The organism is Rhizobium sp. RAF56 (assembly GCF_052113965.1).
Classification (GTDB): Bacteria; Pseudomonadota; Alphaproteobacteria; order Rhizobiales; family Rhizobiaceae; genus Rhizobium.
In genome coordinates this window covers 15914-33226 of sequence record NZ_JBFRDU010000038.1, presented here as the reverse complement: position 1 = coordinate 33226, position 17313 = coordinate 15914, and the positions used below count along the sequence as shown (strand labels likewise).

Genomic DNA, 17313 nt, shown 5'->3' with positions numbered 1-17313 from the left:
TAATTTGGAAGCGTCCGCCTGGGCTATCTCAGCAGCGGTGGGGACCTCATTTCGACCGGCGGCAGCCGTTCGCCGTCAGACCGCGAGCATTCTAATAGTCGGCTAATTTCACACCGCTACTCATGCCGATCGATACGGTTTGGACCTCGGCTTTCAAAATAGCGGGCGCGCTGGCATGGACTCATTTCTGACGAGTTGGATCAACGGCCTCTCGGGGCAAATCGATGCCGTTGATCATCTTATGATCCTCGTATCGATGATTGGCATCCCGGCTATGGTGGCCGGTGTTGCCGGACAATGGTGGATCGGACCCGACAGGACCTATATTCGCCACGTCGCCGTCGCCGCAGGACTTTCCTTTCTCATTGGCCTTGGCATCAACCAGATCATTCTGATGTTCTTCGCGCGGTCGCGCCCATACGAGGCTGGACTGACGCAGCTTCTTATTGATCGGACCTCCGATCCTTCCTTTCCGTCCGACCATGCGACCGCTGGATTTGCTATCGCTGCTACCTTTCTGCTGCACGGTATTAAAGGCCGCGGGGTCGCCTTCCTGATGGCCGCCTGCCTTATTGCCTTTTCCAGAGTGTATGTGGGGACCCACTATGTCAGCGACGTCGTGGGCGGAGGGATCATCGGCGCAGCTTCCGCAGCGTTGATAATGGTGGTTTACAGGCGCGGAAGCCGGATCGATCGTCTGGTCACCAACATCCTTTAACAGGCGAAGGTTGCCGGACCCAATGATCGAAGCAGATCGTACCGCGCCACTCCGGCAGAGACAGAACGGCTCGCCAGAAGGACGCATTCACGATTTGGCGCACCAACCGCGCCGCCGGGTTAACGCTGGCGCAAAGAGCGCCGACGGAGGAAAGTTTCGCAGTAGGCGGCGCTGGAGCGCCGCCTTCCTGCTGGCGGCAATCGCCTTCGCAGGACTTGCGCCTTCATCGCTAGCGCAGGAAGCGACAAAGCCTGGAACCGACCGCTGGATCGTCACTGTCGGCGGCGCCACGGAATACGGCCCCACCTACGAGGGGTCTAAGCACTATTCGTTTAGCGGGCTGCCCTCCTTTGACTTCCGCCGGCTGGGAGATCAGCAAGAATTCGGCGCGCCCGACGACAATATCGACTACAGCCTTCTGGACTTCGGCGGCCTCGAAATCGGTCCCGTCGTTGGATTGCGCGGCGGCCGCTCGACTTCGGACGATTGGCGCCTTCAGGGCCTCAAAGGGGTGCAGTGGAACATAGACGCCGGGGGCTTTGCCCAGTATTGGGCGAGCGCAGACCAACTGCGGGTTCGCGCCGAGGCAAGACAGGCTCTTTGGGGAGGAGACGGGCTAGTGGTCGACGTAGGCACGGACTGGTTCCAGCCACTGACGGACGACGTCGTTCTTTCCGCAGGCCCGCGGCTAAGCTTTGGAAACGCTCCCTACATGCGAAACAATTTCGGCGTCTCGAAGAGCGAGGCTGCAGCCAGCCGGGGCCTGAAGGCGTTCGATGCCCAAGGGGGAGTGAAGTCCGTTGGCTTCACGGTCGGAGTTGCGATCGCCGTGTCTCCTCAATGGAGCATCGATATCTACAATCGTTACGATCGGCTCGTCGGCAGCGCGTCCTCCAGCCCTGTCGTCACCGACATCGGTTCGAAGAATCAGAACATTATCGGACTGTCGCTCAATCGGTCTTTCGAGATTGGCCGCTAGGAGAGTTGGGGACGCCCTCCGCTCCGCTATGCCCTGAAGAAATGTAGTCCCGTGTCGTTGGCACTACGCTGCCGTTCTTCGCAAGTTGTATCTGGAACACGACCAGACCCTCGAACCGGAAGGCAGCCTCGGCCGTCGAAAGATAGTACTCCCACATCCGGCAGAAACGCTGCCCGTAGAGCTCAGCGGCCTGCGCGCTGCGAGCGGCGAAGCGCGCGCGCCAATGGGCCAGGGTCTGAGCGTAGTGCATGCGCAATATCTCGATGTCGGTGATAGTCAGGCCGGCGGCTTCTGTCTCCCGAACAATCTCGGAGAGGGCTGGGATGTAGCCGCCGGGAAAGATGTACTTGTCGAGCCAGGGTGTGGTGAATCCCGGACCTTCGGAGCAGCCTATCGTGTGCAGGACCATCACCCCGTCGTCGGTCATATGAGCGGCGGATTTCCGAAAGAAATCCCTGTAGGAGGCGCGCCCTACATGTTCGAACATGCCGACGGAGACAATGCGGTCGAATAGCCCCTCGACACTCCGATAGTCTTGCAAAGCGAAGTTCACTTCCGCCTCGGTATCGTTGCAGGAGGCTCTGGCCCTCGCATAGGCAAGTTGCTCCTCTGAAAGCGTGATGCCCAACACCATTCCGCCGGGTGCCTCGCTGGAGAGATGCAGAGCAAGGCCTCCCCATCCGCAGCCGATGTCCAGGATGCGTTGGCCCGGGGCAAGCAGTAGCTTGGCGGCGAGGTGACGCTTCTTGGCGAACTGGGCTTCTTCCAGACTCTGTCCGTCTTCCTCGAAGTAGGCGCAGGAGTACTGACGGTCGCCATCCAGAAAGAGCTCGTAGAGCCTACCGTCGAGATCGTAGTGATGGGCGACGTTTCGCTTAGAGCGACCGGGAACGTTCCTATGACGAAACTGCCAAGCTCGCGTGCGGATCCAATTGATCACGCGCGCCGCGAAGGGGTGGGTGCCGCCCATGGCTTCCCGAAGCAACAGTGCGACGAAATCGTATAGGCTGCCCTCGTGAACGAGAAACCGCTCGTCCATGTAAAGTTCGCCGAGCCTCTTGTCCGCGTCGATCATAAAGGCCCATTGCGCGAGCTCATCCGTGAAGCGGACGCTGACAGGATCGCCACTTCCGTCGCCGAAGAAGAGCACCTTGCCGCTGGCGGTCCTAACTTTGAGATCGCCGCGGCCGACAATTCGTGAGAGTGTTCGATCGAGGGCCCAGTCTGCCACTTTTGCTGCGATCGTATTGCGATGCCGGGTTTCGAAAGTCAGCATCTGCAGTCCTTCCCAGTCTCAGCCTCGCCTGACGCCTGCCGGTTCGGAGATTCCGATTTTCTGCCGGCTCCTGCGACCAGCCAGACGCCGCAAAGTATCAGTCCGCCTCCCGCTATTTGCAGCGCTGATACCGGCTCGCCAAACACTAACCAGCCGCTCGCGACGATCAGTAGATAGCTGATCCCGGAGAGCGGGAAGGCTCGGCTGAGATCAAGCTGTCCGAGAACGTCCATCCACAGGAAGAAGCAAACGATCTCGACTGCGATTGCTCCAAGAACCCATCGCGAGGAGAGCCCGGAGGCAAGCCATGCCAGAGCCGTCGGCGCATCGTTCAGTTCCTCCGCACCTTGCTTGATCAGCACCTGGAATAGCGCGTTCAGCGCCGGGACCGCGCACCACGACCACCGCACGGTCGTCATGTTTTGCCGTCCAGGGATTCGTCGAGTGAAAACAGCGGCGACACCAGCCGGAGCAAGGCCTGCAGCACCGGATTGCGATGGCGGAAATACATAAGATTCGGGGTGAGCCGGCTCCCAAGGCGCACCTTATTTTCATGGTAGGCTTGGCCGCTTTGGTAGCGGCGCATTCCGTGATCGAGGCAAAACCTCAAGTTTGCGACCCAGCTCAAAAAATAGAGATTGTGGCGACGCCCGTCCTGCCCGTCCATGCAGAAGAACTTGTCGACCAATGTACGGCCGTCATGGACCAGCAGGTTGACGGCGAGAAGACGGCCTTCCATCCGGTAGCAGACGCAGACTGCCCGCCCATCCAAATGTTCGAGCATGCCAGTAAAATAGCTTTCGGTGAGTTCTTCGAACTGCCATTCGCTGCGGGCGCGCGTAGCGCGATAAAGGGTCATAATCTCAGGCAGCAAGTCGTCGATCTGCGTCCTGAGTTCGACACTGACATGCGCCTCCGACCGCAGCTTTCGCCGCAGATCCTTTCGCGTAGACGCCGACAATCGCGACAGATAGTCGTCGATAGTAGTAAAGTCGACGTCGAGGGAGGCCGTTGCCAGTCCTTCGATGGACGCATATCCGAGCGCCGAAAGCGGTTCGCCAAGCGTGGCAGACAGCGGAAGCGGAACATCCTTCACTCCGATCATCGCACATCCTTCCGCCTTGGCCATTTCTTCGAAGGCCGCCAGCAGCTGTAAGAACAGCAGCGCCTTTCGATCCGGCGACACTTCAGGATGGAAGCCGATAGTACAGGTCTCCGTGCAGGGTGAGCCCAGGCAGGCGAGCGGCAGTGTCAGAAAGGCCGGAAAGCCGGCACGAATGCTGCGAACGACGCGGCGCAGCGTACCCTCGCGAAGTGTCGTGTCGAGAAGATAGACGCAGAGGAAGGCGGGCATGGCGGCCATGAGCCGCCCGCTCTCGTAGACTGCCACATACCGCCATTCGAATCCTTGTAACCCCGACTCTTCGATTGCGATAAGACAGTCGTATCTTTCGACCTGCCCTTCGAAGCAAGCGTCCCATTCCTCGCGGCCAATCGCGCGGATGCTGCTGGCAATATGGACCTCGGCGTCACCAATCGCGTCAGGCTCCGCCCGATCTTCACGGGGATCAAGCGCAAATCGTAGCATGGCTGACCTCAAAGAAATCCGCAGTCAGTTCAGCGACCCGGCGGTGCTGTCGATCGACGTGAATCATATGGTAGCTGTCCTCGATCCACTGGAGGCGGTGCGGCCCGCCGATGTTTGCCGAGATGTACCGGGCGTGGGCGGGGCTGCTCAGATCGTCCTCAAGCGCGTGCAGGATCAAGGTGGGAGTGGACATCTTGGGCAGGCGCTGCTTCAGCTCGTAGCCTAAGCGGTACATCTCCACGAGCCCCCTCCCCGGAAACGCCTCCAGCACGCCAGCGGACGCCATGCCGGCGACAAGGCGGCGGAGGCGATCGTCCTTGATACCGAGCGACGCCGTCTCGCGAAAGTTCAGACGATCGAGAAACGGGATGTGCGCTAGCCACCGCACATGCGCTGATAGCAAGGGATAGTAGAATGGTACGTCCCAGCCGTCGTAGCGAAAGCAAGGCGAATAGATTGCGACTGCCTGAATGGCCCCGGGCGCCGCGTTGGCGGCGAGCATGGAAAGCTTACCTCCGACGCAGATGCCCGCAGCAAACACCGCATCGCTCCTAGTGGATAGCCATTCTGCCGCGACACCTACACTATCGAGCCAGTCCTGCCATCGCGACCGACAGAGCGTTTGCGAGTCCCTGCCGTGGCCGGCGAGCAGGGGGGCGTAGACGCTGTATCCCCTGCGGTGAAGTTGGCGCGCCACGAGACGCATCTCCGCCGGTGCTCCCGTCAAGCCATGGACCAGAAGAACGGCATTTCCGTTGGATCCTTCCATATAGAAGCTCAGGCCATCAGACTTCATGTGCGACGTCCGACTGCCTGTTTTCCTTGGCGATAAAGCCGAGGGCGTGACACGTAGTAATGACGTGGGTTCCTGCCCGCTCCTGCTCCGCCTGTATCTGCTCATGCAGGGCGGAAAGCTTCGTCCAGTGCGTTTTCGGCCGGTAGTGATGTTCGGCATGATAGCCATTCCCGAACCAGAGCCAGTTGTAAAAGCGCCTGTAGCTGCTGACGCCCCAGGCGATCGGCTCGTCAGGATCGCCGTTGAGATGCTCGTAGTAGCCGTTCAGCGCGGACAGGCAGTTACCGACGTAGTAGAACGGCAGTAAGAAAAATACCGCTCTCCAGTCGTAGATGGCAGCCGCCGCAATCAACGCGAAGAACGCAATGACCTCGAAGCGGCCCCATCCGGCATCGAACGGACGCCTTCGAGCTATCGCCGCGTGAACGTCTCCGATGCTGTCGCGGAAAAAGCTGAAGAGGACATATGTCCAGACGTTCTCCGGCTGCCCGTCGCGCCCGTAGCGGTAGATCGACAGGAGGTCGACGGTATCTCCCTTCGCGTCCGGACGGTCACTGTTGCCGGAATGATGCCGCATGTGAATCCAGTGGTAGTAGGTCTGTGAGAATCCAATCGTGATCGATTCAAAAAGACTGAAGGCGTAATTGAGAAACCGGGCCCGAAAGTAGGGCGTGTGGATAAAATTATGGGATATACTGTTGATGTTCCACGATATCGACATCGCATAGAGGCATCCGAGAACCATCGAGGCCCATACCGGTCGCGTGTTGAAACCGACGACAAGATAAATGTTGAAGGCAAGGTGGAGGATGGCCGAGAGAACCGGGAGGGCATCCCATTTCGTGTGGGCGAATATTTTCATATGCCTGTCGCTCCCACACAAGCCACACCGGCTGCAATGCAGGCGACGCCTGCGGCGTGGCGCAGATTGATGTTCTCTTTGAAGATCAGCCGGCCGGCGAAAACGATCGCGACATAGCTTAGGGCCATAATCGGAAAGGCGATCGAGAGCGGCACCCGCCCCAGCACAACCGTCCAGGCGGAGAGCTCGACGGCCCAAAACAGGACACCCAGCCAGGTCACCGGTCGTAGAAGCGCGAGCCTCCAGCTCCCTTCTCCCGCGGACTGCTTGAAGCATATCTCCCGGGCCGTCTCCGCAATCACACAGAAGAGGATCAAGCACCCCATTGCGAACGTCAGGGTTCCGGTCATTCCATGACCTCTGACAGCGCTGCAAGCAATGCATGGTTTGCGGCGCTGTTTATGTTTTCGGTGACGCTGGTGCTGCGCCGTCCGCGCGGCTGGTCGACTGTGATCTCCACCCTCTTTATGAACCGGGTCATCCGATTGCCGCCGTAGCTGGGCACCGAATAGTCGCCGATTACGTCTGCGCCGATGATCCGATGCCGCCGCCCGATCTCTTCGATGATTGACAGAAGATAGGGAATCCGCATCCGGCCTTGGTCCCAGTTCGTCATCGCGTCGCCGTCGGCCAGCACGTCCTTGTCTATTGTCAGGTACACGGCGCTGGTCTCGATCCGGCCAAGGACCCGGCCAAGGAATGTCTGCTCGCCGATCGCGGAGATGCAACTCCAGTGAAGCGCACCGCCAATCTGTTGGAAGCTGGCGCCCTTGCCATAGTCGGCGCAAACGTAGCTCGGCTCGTGGTGGTAGGGATAGAGTTCGAGCTTGCCGCCCCGCAGCCAGCTGAGATTGGCACCCTTGTACTCGGGATTTCGCAGATCCCGGCTGCAAACACCTATTGTAATGACCTTTGCGATGTTGTGGTGGGCGTGCGCGCTGTTCACCCAGGAACCGCAGTGCAGGCCGTTCCTGAATTCGACCCAGTCCGGATGATTGTCGATGTGAACAAGCGTTGTCGGCACGTGATGCCGTTCGAGCACATCCCGCAAGAGAAGCGCCGTCACATGGTGGAAGTCGCCAGAACCCATGAAACAGATCTGCGGTTCGTCGCCGACAACAGCGAAGTGCCCGGCGATTTCACCGTCGAGCGCTTCCAGAAGGGAGTGCTCGGCCCAAAGCCTGACAGCGCGACCTGCTTCCTTGCAGTCGAGTTCGCGGGCGCCGGCGGCCAGGCAGGACCGGACGAAGTCCCCCTGCCGCTCCAGCGCGTCGTCGAGGTGAAGGAGGAGAATCTGCACCCGCCTACCTCCTCCTCGCACGGTGGAGAACCATGTCCAGAAGCGTCAGCGCGAGATCAATTTCCTCCTTGGTGATGAGCAAGTTCGGCGCCAGCGTGATGACGTTCTTGTGGTATCCGCCGACATCGAGAACGAGTCCGTATTTTCTCGCGCCGACTTTGAGGTCGCCCTTGATGCCCTCGTCGGACAGCCAGTCCATGGTGCTCTTGTCCGGCGTGAAACCGTCCTCGTGGCAGATCTCCACTCGAAGAGCCAGCCCAAGGCCGTCGACGTCGCCGACAATGGCATGATCCCTTTGCAACTGTTTCAGCCCGTCGAGGAAGTAGGCTCCTTTTTCCATGATTGCTGCACCGAAGTCATCCTCCTGGGTCATCCGCATGGTCTCTAGCGCCACCGCCGTCCCCATTGGGTTGGCGGCGAAGGTCGAATGCGTCGATCCTGGCGGGAAGATCGTCGGATTGATCATCGCTTCCTTCGCCCAGACGCCCGACAGCGGGTTCAGGCCGTTGGTAATCGCCTTGCCAAAGACAAGGACATCCGGTGATACCCCGAAATGTTCGATCGACCACAGTTTGCCCGTTCGGTAGACGCCCATCTGGATCTCGTCGACGACCAGGAGGATGCCATGCTGGTCGAGCACCTTCTTCAACTCGGCGTAAAAGTTCAAAGGCGGGATGACGTAGCCCCCAGTTCCCTGGATCGGCTCGACGTAGAACGCCGCATATTCGGCCGAACCCGCCTTTGGATCCCAGACGCCGTTGTACTCGCTTTCAAACAGGCGGGCGAACTTGCGCACGCATTCGTGACCGTACTCCTCCTTCGACATCCCCTTCGGGCCGCGGAAGTGGTAGGGGAACTCCACGAACTGCGCGCGATCACCAAAATGGCCGTAGCGCCGGCGATAGCGATAGCTGGACGTGATGGCGGAAGCTCCCAGGGTTCGGCCATGATAGCCCCCCTCGAAAGCAAACATTAGACCTTTGCCGCCCGTGAAGTTGCGCACAAGCTTCAGCGAGTCTTCGATCGCCTGCGATCCGCCCACGTTGAAATGCACGCGGCCCTTGTGACCGAATTTCCGCTCGGCATCGCGGGCGATCAGCGCTGCAAGCTCGACCTTCTCACTATGCAGGTACTGCGAGGCGATTTGCGGAAGGCGTTCGAGCTGTCGGTGCGCCGCGTCGTTCAGACGTCGATTGCGATAACCGAAATTGACGGCCGAATACCACATCTGGAGATCGAGAAACGGCGTGCCGCCGGCGTCGTAGACGTAGGAGCCGTCGCAGTGGGAGAAGAACTTTGGTTTGGACGCGTAATGGACAGTGTCCCCATGTGAACAGTATGTCTCCTCGAGATAGCGCAGTTCGTGCTCCGGTGGGTCGAGCGAAGGCCCTGCGTCGGCTGACACGTTCATAAGATTCGTTCTCATCTGCTTCCTCTAGTCAGGTTCATGCGGAGATTGATCGGAGCGGCGCACTTCGCCGCTGGGCAACGCGGTCGAGTATCTCTTCGAGTTGTTGGGGAAGTTCGGCGAAGCTCTCGAAGCCGAGAAACGGTATGCCGCGCGATGCACAGTGGGCCGCCAGGGCGCCTTTTGCGAAGACCACGTCGGGCTTGTCGGACACGCAGAAGTCGCTTCTTCCGTCGCCGACAAAGATGCCTAGGTCAGCGGTGTCGATCGCCCGACACTTGCAGACGCCTGCCCTCGAGGCACACCGCGGTTTCCCATGCAACGAAAACAGGCCGTATGGTCCCTGCCCGTCTGACTGGGGATGGCTGAGCGTGTTGGCGATGACGGGCAAGGAATGAATCCCATGGCGCGCAAGAATTCGTTTGATGAAATAGTCGACGCCGTCGCTGACGACGGTAACAGGCACGGCATTTCGAATGCAGAAGCAAAGGAAATTGGGAAAGCCTGGATCGATCGCGATTTGGTCGAGAAGCCTGTCGAGCTGCAGCCTTGTCGCGCGGATCAGTCCGATCTGCCTGCGCATGCACTCGGCCGAACCGATCTGGCCCGCCTTCCAGTGCTGCTCGATTTCGCGCCATTCTGGATCAGCGAACTCCGAGAGCACCAGATCGGTGGCGTCCTCGGTCGAGATCGTGCCGTCGAAATCACAAAAAACGTGCATAGGCATCTCCCCTTGTGTCATGGGAGCATCTAGCAGTGCTGAGTGATCCCTCGATTATGCGAGGATGAGGCGAAGATGAAATCAGGCGTTTTCGATGTGGGGTAGGAGCAGGTCAGCCTTGAGACCCTCACCCCACCGGGGTGTTGTGAGACTGACGGTCGCCGACAAGCGCGCGGCGACATCGGAAACGATTGCAAGTCCGAGCCCGGCACCTTCGTTCTGAAGGGTATCAAGCCTGTAGAAGCGCTGGAACACCGCCTCGTGCTTATCGGTAGGGATGCCGGGTCCGCTGTCGCACACCGAGAGGCACCAGCAATCCCTCTCCCTTGCAATCGTTACTTCGACCCTGCCGCCGACCGGCGTGTACTTCACCGCATTGTCGATAACATTACTGATCATCAGGGAAAGGAGGGATTCGTCAGCTCCGACAAGCGCGCGGTCGTCTCCCGCCAGCGACAGTTGGATTCGGCGACTGGAGGCAATCTTCCCGAAATCGGCGAGAAGACTGGCCGCCAGTTCGTATAGCCGAACCGGCTTGAGCTCGAGCGGATGATGGCTCACGCGCGCGAGGCGGAGCAATTGTTCTATAAGGTGAGTTGCCCGGTCGCTGCAGGCGACAAGGTCGGCAATGATGGCTCGCCGTTCGGCCTCGGTATCGGCGGCGGCAAGCATCTGCAGGAGAAGTTTTACGCCGGCCTGCGGCGTGCGCAATTGATGCGCTGCAAGATCCGAGAAGCGCCGCTCCAGCTCCAGAGATCGGCTAAGTTTCCCCAAAAGATGGTTTATCGAGCGCCCGAGCGGCAGCAAATCGCGTGGCAGCTCCGAGACGCGAATGGTGGAAAGATCGTCCGGCGATCGGGTGCGGATCTGTCGAACCAGTCCGCGTATTGGGCTTAGACCGCTGCTGATCCCCAGCCAGGTCAGGCAGCCGATAATCGGCACCAGGATCAGAAGCGGAAAGAAAAGATTAAGCAGGATATTGGCAACCAGCGTCTTTCGCAGGGCAAGCTTTTCGCCGACCTCGATCACGATCTCGGTGTTCGGAATGGGTAGCGTATAAATCCGCCACTCCTCCTTGCCGTGCTCCAAAGTGCTGAAACCGGCGTTCTGTCTAGGAACTTCCGAAAGGAAGGCCGTGCTGCTGTAAACGACGATGCGACCGGCCTTCCAGGCTCGGAACATGTGCGCGTCGGCATAGTCGTCGGCATCCTGATTGAGTGCCAACTGGTCGTCCATGCTGAAGTCGATGTCGGGCACCCGTTGCTGCGCGATCTGCAAGGGTCCGTCCAGCTTGCGCTGCAGTAACGTCCAGAGGACGTTGGCGTCGTCGATAAGCTGGGCGTCGTAGATGTTGTTGATCTCGCGCGTGGCGCTGCTGAACGCAAGCGCCGCGACTATGAGGATCGTCACCGCGACCGTTGGCGCAATCCTTAGAAAGAGCTTTCCGTTGAGTGTCGAATCGCTCATCGCTCGATCATGTAGCCGACGCCGCGGATCGACTTGATGAAGTCTGAGCCGAGCTTCTTACGCAGGTTGTAAATCGTCACTTCGGTGGCATTGCTTTCGATGCCGCTGCCGGTGTCGTAGAGAGCATATTCGATATCGTTCTTCGTCACGTATCGCCCGCGCCGTTCCATCAGCAGCTTAAGGAGCTGGAACTCCTTTGCAGTCATATGGACGGTGTCCTCGCCCTTTCGTGCGACCAACGCCGACGGATCGATGTTGACGTCACCGCAGCGAATGACGGTCTCAATCCGACCGTCGCGGCGGCGGATAAGCGCCCTGAGGCGGGCAAGAAGCTCCTCGAGATCGAAAGGCTTGACCATATAGTCGTCGGCGCCTTGATCCAGCGCTTCGACCTTGTGACGAACGCTGTCGAAGGCGGTAAGGAGGAGAACGGGCACCTGTTTGCCTTTTTGCCGAGATCGCCGCAGCACATCCAAACCGCCCAGTAGCGGCAGGCCGACGTCAAGCACGACCGCAACGAAATCGAGGCTTTCGATAGCGGCCAGGCCACTTTCGCCATCTCTAAGCCAGTCCACACCATAAGCGTGCTTCTCCAATGCTTTCTTCAGCGACGAGCCCAAAATGAAATCGTCCTCGATCAGTAGAACGCGCACCCCTGCCTCTGCTCTCGTTGAGTTTTCGGTTCCCGAGCACGACGCCGAGCGCGATGGCGATGCGTTCTGCTCGGCGACATACCTACCGCTGCTGAATTAGCGCAATCTTAGAAAGGCGCTCAGAGGGTGAGGTACGCACGTCATTCGCCGCCCCGGCGGGCGGCGTCGGTCGTGCAACCGACACCCCACCAAGGACGGGCGGCGCGCGAACGCGTCCGTTGGCGCGGCTACTCATTTTCGGCTCATTCTCGCAGGCTAGCGTTCGAATCAACCACACCGGCGCGCCTCAACGCCACCAACACCAGGAAGCTCAAAATGACTATTAGGCCGCACCACGCGCCGGCCCTCCTGCCTATAGCTGCCATGGCGGCGGTTCTGGTTTCTATGGACCGGTTCGTAGAGAGTGAGAACCGGTGCCTCTTCCAGCAGGGCAACGATCTTTCGACTGCCGCCCAGCGAAAAGCTTACGCAGAGTGCATGATCGTCGAGAAATACTATCTGAAGCAAGGCTGCGAAGAGGGAGCGACAACCTCTGCCTGCTATAACCCTCAACCCTAGCGCCCTCCCCGACTTGCCCTAACCAACATCTGCCTCGCGCGTTCTTCAGTCGCTCGCAGCCTACGCCCGGCTGCCGGGCGCGTGAGATGTCGCGCACCAGAAGGAGCTGAAAAACTTGAAGAACCCTGCAATTAACATCAGCTCCCCTGAGAATCTCTATTTGATTCTGGGAAAGGCCCCGATCGTGAGAGCCCTCTACGAGGGAAAGGACATATCTCACACCTGGAAGCAGTTGTTCGATCGCGTTGATGCAGACCCCTCCGACGCCCCTGCGTTCCTCGATCTGTCGATACTGCTGCACACGCTCGGAAGAGAATGCGATGCGGAGGTGAGCCAGCGAGCGGCACTTGAGATCGGTCGCACATTTCAAATAAGGAATGGCCGGGGAGATGGCCTCGACGTGCTGGTGTTCGTTACAGCCGGCGACTTCATGGCGAACACACCTATTGAGTTTCTTCTCGAGAACTCCAACACGAATATTCTGCTCCACTACGTCGGTGCCGACACCAAGGATCTCAGGGACGTTCCAAACCACGACGTCGCCTTCGTCGCGATGGGCGAGTCTCCGGAAAATCTTCCTGTGCTTGAGAACCTCGACGTGCTGTTGCGGGAATGGGCGGGCCCCATCATGAACAACGCGCCCCTTCGCATCATGGGCTTGTCAAGGGACGCCGTCGCCGCGGCGCTGAAGGATGAGCCGTCGATTTTAGCCCCCCCGACGGTTCGCGTCTCGCGGAGCGTACTTGAGAGGCTGGCTTCAGAAGAAATCGGGCTTGAAGAGGTCTTTAGCCAGTCCGTCGCCTATCCCGTTATTGTTCGTCCGGTCGGCTCGCATGCAGGCAAAGGCATGGAAAAGGTAGCCACCGCCCCGGATCTCGCGGCGTACCTGGTCGCCTCGCAGGATGTCGAATTCTACGTCGCCCCCTACATCGACTATAGCGGAGACGACGGGAAATTCCGAAAGCAGCGGATCGCGTTTATCAATGGCAAGGCGTATGCGAGCCACCTGGCGGTCTCCGACCATTGGATGGTGCACTATTTAAGTGCGGGAATGGCCGAATTTCAGGAGAGGCGCGCCGAAGAGGCGGCATGGATGGCAAGCTTCGACGACGATTTTGCCGTGCGTCATGCTCGCGCGTTCGACGCCCTTCATCGACACCTTGGGCTGGATTACTTCGCGATCGATTGCGCCGAGCTTCCCGACGGACGCCTGCTACTGTTCGAGGCGGATATCGCAATGATCGTGCATTCGATGGATCCCGAGGACACGTTTCCCTACAAGAAGAAGGCGATGAACAAGCTCTTCGCCGCCTTCGAGCGGGCATTGCAACAGCGCGCAGAGCGGACACGACCGTTGGCGGCAGTCCGATGCGCTCACACCGGAAAACCGGCGGTTCATCAGCGAAACGACAACGACTGCCTGATATGCGCGTTGGCCATGTATCTGGGCCGGACTTACCAAGAAATTCAGGCCCTCGCCCTTGATTGCGATCCTGCGTTCCCGCTCGGAGGGCCGATGAGTCACTCCATCATGCGCGGCGTGGCGAACAAGTGCGGATTCGTCCTCCTGAGCGGGATCTACATGCTGTGGTCGAGGCCGGCGATCATCGGTGTCGCCTCTCCAACGATACCCAATGCCGGACATGCCGTCTTTTGGGACGGCGAGAAGATCATCGACCCCGGTCTCTGCGAGCGGGTTGACCGCGCCTACGTCGACCGCTGGGGATTGGAGTTCACACAACGGGCATCGGATCTCGAACCGCTCATCGTCCACGAAGTTCAGAGCGCGCATATCGCGGGAGCCGCAACGATCAGCGAACCGTTCTAACCGCCTTTTCCCTGAATTTGGAGCCCCTAATGCCCGCGATCCAACGTGAGGTTCGGCAACCGCTGGACCACTTTCTACAGAAGTCAGGCGTGCGAGATTGGCAGCGCGGGACGATCGACGCCGTTTCCCGGATTTTGGGAATTGGCGGCGACAAAAGGATCTGGCCGGACGAGGGGACTCGGCGCAATCGATATGGGACGCTTGCCTATCCGGCAGGCGACGAGATTTCGTTTTCCTCGACCACAGCAAGCAATATTTCCGATGAGGGTTTCCTTGCGGTCGCCGCCGAACTGGAACGGCTCGCTGATAGCGGCACGCAGTCGCCTGTTGCTCTCGATCGCTGGTTCGGCGATCTTCGCGGGCGCATCGCCCGCAACTTCGGATACCCGGACGCCGAGATCGTTCTCGCTCCCTCGGGGACGGATGTGGAGCTGCTGGCCGCCTGCATCTTCGCGGGCCTATCGAGGCGTCCCCTGACAAATGTGCTGGTGGCGCCCGAAGAAACCGGTAGCGGCGTGCCGGTTGCCGCCGGCGGTTGCCATTTTTCCGATCTCTCGGCGCTCGGGACCGCCGTTCAGCCGGGCGCGCTGCTTGAAGGGTTAGAACCTGGGCGGATCTTCGTTCGAACAATTGCGATCCGCGAACCGTCCGGCAAGCCTCGGCGCCAGGGTGACATCGACACGGATCTGGCCGCCGCCGTTAAATTCGAACTCATGCGGGATCGTGATGTCTTGATTCACGTCTTGGACACGTCGAAGACCGGCTTGGCCGGCGTGTCCCGACAGGCAGCGCGCCAGCTGTCCGCGTCGAGACCAGATCGCGTGCGGGTTCTCGTCGACGCCTGCCAGCTCCGCTGCCCGGTCTCGGTGCTCAAGCAGGATGTCGCGGATGGCTTTGCCGTCGCGGTCACGGGCTCGAAGTTTGTCGCCGGCCCGCCTTTCTCGGGAGCGCTCCTGATGCCAACGGCCCTGGCCGAAGAATTCGCCCAGCGTTCCTGCCTTCCCGCTGGGCTTTCCGCATACACCGCGGCGCGGGACTGGCCGGCGGCACTTCGTCGGCCGACGCGCCTTGACTTCGCGTTCGAGTATAATCTGGGACTGGGGCTGAGGTGGTCCGCCGCTTTGGCGCACCTGGATCGCTACTGCGAGATTCCCGAATCTCGGCAGTCCTTCATCAAGGGGGAATTCGCGCGCATCGTGCGTTCGCGGCTGGACGCCTCGCGTGACATCTTTCTTCATGCGGACGACGACGGCGACCACCTGTTTTCACGCGCGATCGTTCCGCTGACCATCCAAGAGATCGATGGCCGTTTGGCCTCGTTTGAGAAATGCCAGAGAATACACGCGCTGATGCGGGAATCCGATAAAGGACCGGTCTGCCATATGGGCCAGGCTGTTCGTGTGGGCTCGCGCGCCGTCCTGCGTGTCGCGGCATCGGCTGCCGACGTCCTACAGGTCTCTGCGAGAATGGCGGCGGGCCAGTCGCTGGATCGAGCGCTGGGGGACCTCATGGCAAAATTCGACATTTTGTTCGACAAACTGTCTGCGGTGAAACGGGAATAGAGGCTTCTGATGCCCTCCACAGAAATGAATGAAACTGGCCAACGGGAGCCTGACCACAGCCTGGACCCTTCCGACTGGAACCAGTTCCGCGAAGCGGCCCACAGGATGCTGGACGACGTCATCTCACACATAGAGACGGTGAGAAGCCGCCCGGTGTGGCAATCACCCTCCCCCGCTTCCCGATCGATGTTCGACCGTCCGTTGCCCTTCGGCTCGCGCGAACTGGAAGACGTGTTGGGCGACGTCCGCACGCACATCCTGCCGTTCGCAACCGGCAATCTGCATCCGATGTTCATGGGGTGGGTTCATGGTGCCGGCACACCGATTGGAATGGTCGCGGAAATGGTGGCTGGGGGTCTCAACCTGAACTGCGGCGGCCGTGATCACATCGGCCTCCAGGTCGAACGGCAGATCGTCCAGTGGATGAGCAAGGCACTTGGTTATCCGACCGGCTCCAGTGGATTGTTCGTCACAGGATCTTCGATGGCGAACTTCCTGGCGGTGACAATTGCAAGGACAGCCGCGCTGGGTGTTTCCGTCCGGAAAACCGGGTTGCACGACGTAGGCGGCCGACTTGTCGCCTATGCATCGAAGGAGGCGCACGGATGCATCGACCAGGCAATGGAGTTGTCGGGCATCGGATCTGCCAATCTGCGAACGATTGCAGTCGATGCTGCGGGCAGGATGCGGACGGATGCATTGCAGGCGGCAATCTCGCAGGACCGCGCCGACGGCGCGTTTCCCTTTCTTGTCGTCGGCACGGCGGGAACGGTGAACACGGGAGCGATTGACCCTCTTGACGACATTGCGGAGATCTCGACCGGCGAAGGCCTCTGGTTTCACGTTGACGGGGCGATCGGCGCGCTCGCGGCGCTTTCCGATGCGCTGCGTGCGTTGTTTGCTGGAATCGAGAAATCCGCGTCGGTCGCACTCGATTTTCACAAATGGGGCCATGTCCCCTACGACGCCGGCTTCTTGCTGGTGCGTGACGTAGATGCGCACAGGCGTGCATTCGAGCAGCCGGCCGCATACCTGCAGCGCGCCGACCGCGGGCTCGCGGCGGGAGACGTCTGGCCTTGCGACCTGGGTCCAGACCTTTCACGCGGTTTCCGTGCCTTGAAGACATGGATGACGATCGAAACTTTTGGCTCAGACCGCATCGGACGATCCATCGCCCGGACCTGCGAGCTTGCCCGCCACCTTGCGCGCCGTCTGGACGGCCATCCCCTGTTCGAGATCAAGGCGCCGACCGCGCTCAACATCGTGTGCTTCGGCATTCCTGGTCTAAGCTCCGAAGAGATTCGAAGTCTGGTGCTCGATGTGCAGGAAGGCGGATTGGCCGCACCGACTTGGACCGTGCTCAACGGCGAACTCGTCGTTAGGTGCGCTATCCTTAACCATCGGATGACCTTCGCCGATGTCGATATATTCATCGACGTGCTCGTTGACGCGCTTGCTGGCCGGGGGACAAGCTGACCTTCGGTGCTTCGCCCCCCGGGCCCTTGCCGACGTTCTATTCTTGGCCGGCTGCGCCGCCATCATCGCAGAAAGCTGATCAGGTCAGCAAGAAATCGCTTCCTACGAAGAGATAGTTGAA

The 17313-nt window shown here is 59.9% G+C and carries 17 protein-coding genes; 6 read left to right on the top strand and 11 right to left on the bottom strand.

Going from position 1 to position 17313, the window contains the following annotated elements:
* The first annotated feature begins 139 nt into the window (after positions 1 to 139).
* A complete protein-coding gene (locus AB4048_RS23895) occupies positions 140 to 718 on the top strand; it encodes a phosphatase PAP2 family protein (protein WP_442204486.1) in 579 nt (192 codons plus the stop codon).
* 22 nt (positions 719 to 740) lie between these two features.
* Positions 741 to 1697 (top strand): MipA/OmpV family protein, encoded by a 957-nt coding sequence (locus AB4048_RS23890; RefSeq protein WP_442204485.1) that lies wholly within the window; start codon positions 741 to 743, stop codon positions 1695 to 1697.
* On the opposite strand, the gene AB4048_RS23885 is transcribed toward AB4048_RS23890, so the two are convergent.
* The 11 genes from AB4048_RS23885 to AB4048_RS23835 form a co-directional block, all read right to left on the bottom strand.
* Entirely contained in the window at positions 1669 to 2973 is a 1305-nt protein-coding gene (locus AB4048_RS23885; protein ID WP_442204484.1) for a class I SAM-dependent methyltransferase, read from the bottom strand. The two genes, AB4048_RS23890 and AB4048_RS23885, sit on opposite strands and share 29 nt — an antisense overlap.
* A complete protein-coding gene (locus AB4048_RS23880; protein WP_442204483.1) occupies positions 2967 to 3392 on the bottom strand; it encodes an EamA family transporter in 426 nt (141 codons plus the stop codon). Before AB4048_RS23880 ends, AB4048_RS23885 begins: the two co-directional genes overlap by 7 nt.
* Positions 3389 to 4561: a GNAT family N-acetyltransferase gene (locus AB4048_RS23875; RefSeq protein ID WP_442204482.1), complete on the bottom strand. Its 1173-nt coding sequence runs from the start codon at positions 4559 to 4561 to the stop codon at positions 3389 to 3391. Before AB4048_RS23875 ends, AB4048_RS23880 begins: the two co-directional genes overlap by 4 nt.
* Complete coding sequence (locus AB4048_RS23870) at positions 4542 to 5357, bottom strand: alpha/beta hydrolase (RefSeq protein WP_442204481.1); 816 nt, start codon at positions 5355 to 5357, stop codon at positions 4542 to 4544. Before AB4048_RS23870 ends, AB4048_RS23875 begins: the two co-directional genes overlap by 20 nt.
* Positions 5347 to 6219, bottom strand: a complete 873-nt coding sequence (locus AB4048_RS23865) for a fatty acid desaturase (RefSeq protein WP_442204480.1) — start codon at positions 6217 to 6219, stop codon at positions 5347 to 5349. The genes AB4048_RS23870 and AB4048_RS23865 overlap by 11 nt, the downstream gene beginning before the upstream one ends.
* Complete coding sequence (locus tag AB4048_RS23860) at positions 6216 to 6569, bottom strand: permease (RefSeq protein WP_442204479.1); 354 nt, start codon at positions 6567 to 6569, stop codon at positions 6216 to 6218. The genes AB4048_RS23865 and AB4048_RS23860 overlap by 4 nt, the downstream gene beginning before the upstream one ends.
* A complete protein-coding gene (locus AB4048_RS23855) occupies positions 6566 to 7519 on the bottom strand; it encodes an arginase (protein ID WP_442204478.1) in 954 nt (317 codons plus the stop codon). Before AB4048_RS23855 ends, AB4048_RS23860 begins: the two co-directional genes overlap by 4 nt.
* A gap of 4 nt (positions 7520 to 7523) precedes the next feature.
* Entirely contained in the window at positions 7524 to 8945 is a 1422-nt protein-coding gene (locus AB4048_RS23850; protein WP_442204477.1) for an aspartate aminotransferase family protein, read from the bottom strand.
* A gap of 19 nt (positions 8946 to 8964) precedes the next feature.
* The gene (locus tag AB4048_RS23845) at positions 8965 to 9648 is read right to left on the bottom strand and encodes an MtnX-like HAD-IB family phosphatase (protein ID WP_442204476.1); all 684 of its coding nucleotides are present in this window, start codon (positions 9646 to 9648) and stop codon (positions 8965 to 8967) included.
* An 81-nt stretch (positions 9649 to 9729) separates the two neighbouring features.
* The gene (locus tag AB4048_RS23840) at positions 9730 to 11115 is read right to left on the bottom strand and encodes a sensor histidine kinase (RefSeq protein ID WP_442204475.1); all 1386 of its coding nucleotides are present in this window, start codon (positions 11113 to 11115) and stop codon (positions 9730 to 9732) included.
* Complete coding sequence (locus AB4048_RS23835; protein ID WP_442204474.1) at positions 11112 to 11768, bottom strand: response regulator; 657 nt, start codon at positions 11766 to 11768, stop codon at positions 11112 to 11114. The genes AB4048_RS23840 and AB4048_RS23835 overlap by 4 nt, the downstream gene beginning before the upstream one ends.
* A gap of 315 nt (positions 11769 to 12083) precedes the next feature.
* On the opposite strand from AB4048_RS23835, the gene AB4048_RS23830 reads away from it, so the two are divergent.
* From AB4048_RS23830 to AB4048_RS23815, 4 genes are all read left to right on the top strand, one after another.
* The gene (locus tag AB4048_RS23830; protein ID WP_442204473.1) at positions 12084 to 12326 is read left to right on the top strand and encodes a hypothetical protein; all 243 of its coding nucleotides are present in this window, start codon (positions 12084 to 12086) and stop codon (positions 12324 to 12326) included.
* Positions 12327 to 12441: 115 nt separating this feature from the next.
* Positions 12442 to 14154 (top strand): ATP-grasp domain-containing protein, encoded by a 1713-nt coding sequence (locus AB4048_RS23825; protein WP_442204472.1) that lies wholly within the window; start codon positions 12442 to 12444, stop codon positions 14152 to 14154.
* Positions 14155 to 14183: 29 nt separating this feature from the next.
* Positions 14184 to 15716, top strand: a complete 1533-nt coding sequence (locus tag AB4048_RS23820) for a hypothetical protein (protein WP_442204471.1) — start codon at positions 14184 to 14186, stop codon at positions 15714 to 15716.
* Positions 15717 to 15725: 9 nt separating this feature from the next.
* Positions 15726 to 17192, top strand: coding sequence for a pyridoxal phosphate-dependent decarboxylase family protein (locus AB4048_RS23815; protein WP_442204470.1), 1467 nt, complete (start codon positions 15726 to 15728; stop codon positions 17190 to 17192).
* Positions 17193 to 17313 lie beyond the last annotated feature (121 nt).

What these genes read in the sequence shown, in the direction of transcription:
- AB4048_RS23890 (WP_442204485.1), top strand. Translation starts at nt 741, where the DNA reads ATGATCGAAGCAGATCGTACCGCGCCACTCCGGCAGAGACAGAACGGC.
- AB4048_RS23885 (WP_442204484.1), bottom strand. Translation starts at nt 2,973, where the DNA reads ATGCTGACTTTCGAAACCCGGCATCGCAATACGATCGCAGCAAAAGTG.
- AB4048_RS23880 (WP_442204483.1), bottom strand. Translation starts at nt 3,392, where the DNA reads ATGACGACCGTGCGGTGGTCGTGGTGCGCGGTCCCGGCGCTGAACGCG.
- AB4048_RS23875 (WP_442204482.1), bottom strand. Translation starts at nt 4,561, where the DNA reads ATGCTACGATTTGCGCTTGATCCCCGTGAAGATCGGGCGGAGCCTGAC.
- AB4048_RS23870 (WP_442204481.1), bottom strand. Translation starts at nt 5,357, where the DNA reads ATGAAGTCTGATGGCCTGAGCTTCTATATGGAAGGATCCAACGGAAAT.
- AB4048_RS23865 (WP_442204480.1), bottom strand. Translation starts at nt 6,219, where the DNA reads ATGAAAATATTCGCCCACACGAAATGGGATGCCCTCCCGGTTCTCTCG.
- AB4048_RS23860 (WP_442204479.1), bottom strand. Translation starts at nt 6,569, where the DNA reads ATGACCGGAACCCTGACGTTCGCAATGGGGTGCTTGATCCTCTTCTGT.
- AB4048_RS23850 (WP_442204477.1), bottom strand. Translation starts at nt 8,945, where the DNA reads ATGAGAACGAATCTTATGAACGTGTCAGCCGACGCAGGGCCTTCGCTC.
- AB4048_RS23845 (WP_442204476.1), bottom strand. Translation starts at nt 9,648, where the DNA reads ATGCACGTTTTTTGTGATTTCGACGGCACGATCTCGACCGAGGACGCC.
- AB4048_RS23840 (WP_442204475.1), bottom strand. Translation starts at nt 11,115, where the DNA reads ATGAGCGATTCGACACTCAACGGAAAGCTCTTTCTAAGGATTGCGCCA.
- AB4048_RS23830 (WP_442204473.1), top strand. Translation starts at nt 12,084, where the DNA reads ATGACTATTAGGCCGCACCACGCGCCGGCCCTCCTGCCTATAGCTGCC.
- AB4048_RS23820 (WP_442204471.1), top strand. Translation starts at nt 14,184, where the DNA reads ATGCCCGCGATCCAACGTGAGGTTCGGCAACCGCTGGACCACTTTCTA.
- AB4048_RS23815 (WP_442204470.1), top strand. Translation starts at nt 15,726, where the DNA reads ATGCCCTCCACAGAAATGAATGAAACTGGCCAACGGGAGCCTGACCAC.